This is a genomic window from Streptococcus sp. 27098_8_86 (genome assembly GCF_041432595.1).
GTDB lineage: Bacteria > Bacillota > Bacilli > Lactobacillales > Streptococcaceae > Streptococcus > Streptococcus pneumoniae_F.
Window position 1 is genome coordinate 1 of record NZ_JAPVZW010000029.1, and the last position, 1,339, is coordinate 1,339.

The window sequence follows — 1,339 nt, forward strand, 5'->3', positions numbered from 1 at the left end:
ATGGATCTTATGGAGCCTATTTTGTTGTAGAAAAAAAGTCCCATATGACCTATAATGAAAAGCGACTAAACAACTCATTAGAAAGATTCATATGGAACAATTACATTTTATCACAAAACTACTCGATATTAAAGACCCTAATATCCAGATTCTAGACATCATCAATAAGGATACACTCAAGGAAATCATCGCTAAACTGGATTACAATGCCCCATCTTGTCCTGATTGTGGACATCAAATGAAGAAATATGACTTTCAAAAACCGTCGAAAATTCCTTACCTCGAAACGACTGGTATGCCTACTAGAATCCTCCTGAAAAAGCGTCGATTCAAGTGCTATCATTGCTCGAAAATGATGGTCGCCGAAACCTCTCTCGTCAAGAAGAATCATCAAATTCCTCGTATCATCAACCAAAAGATTGCGCAAAAGCTGATTGAAAAGACTTCTATGACCGATATTGCTCATCAGCTGGCTATTTCAACTTCAACTGTCATTCGTAAGCTCAATGACTTCCGTTTTAAGTCTGATTTTTCTTACCTCCCTGAGATTATGTCCTGGGACGAGTACGCTTTTACAAAGGGAAAGATGAGCTTTATTGCACAAGATTTTGACAAGCTCAACATTATCACTGTTCTTGAAGGAAGAACACAGGCTGTCATCCGAAATCACTTTCTTCGTTACGATAGAGCAGTCCGATGTCAGGTGAAAATCATTACTATGGATATGTTTAGTCCCTACTATGCCTTAGCTAAACAGCTTTTTCCAAACGCTAAAATCGTGTTGGATCGTTTCCATATTGTTCAACACATGAGCCGTGCTATGAGTCGTGTGCGTGTCCAAATCATGAATCAGTTTCATCGAAAATCCCATGAATACAAGGCTATCAAGCGTTACTGGAAGCTCATTCAACAGGATAGTCGTAAACTCAGCGATAAACGTTTTTATCGCCCTACTTTTCGCATGCACTTGACGAATAAAGAGATTTTAGACAAGCTTTTGAGCTATTCAGAGGACTTGAAACACCACTACCATCTCTATCAACTCTTGCTTTTTCACTTTCAGAACAAGGAGGCAGACAAATTTTTCGAACTTATTGAGGACAATCTTAAGCTAATTCATCCTCTTTTTCAGACTGTCTTTAAAACCTTCCTCAAGGATAAAGAGAAGATTGCCAACGCCCTTCAACTACTCTATTCCAACGCCAAACTGGAAGCCACCAATAATCTCATCAAACTTATCAAGCGCAATGCCTTTGGATTTCGGAACTTTGAAAACTTCAAAAAACGGATTTTTATCGCCCTAAATATCAAAAAAGAAAGGACGAAATGTGTCCTTTCT

1 protein-coding gene is annotated in these 1,339 nt (G+C 38.5%); it reads left to right on the forward strand.

Annotation, left to right across the window (positions count from 1 at the left end):
• Positions 1-91: 91 nt before the first annotated feature.
• On the forward strand, positions 92-1,339 hold a 1,248-nt coding region (locus O3616_RS10015; RefSeq protein WP_371638792.1), incomplete at its 3' end, for an ISL3 family transposase.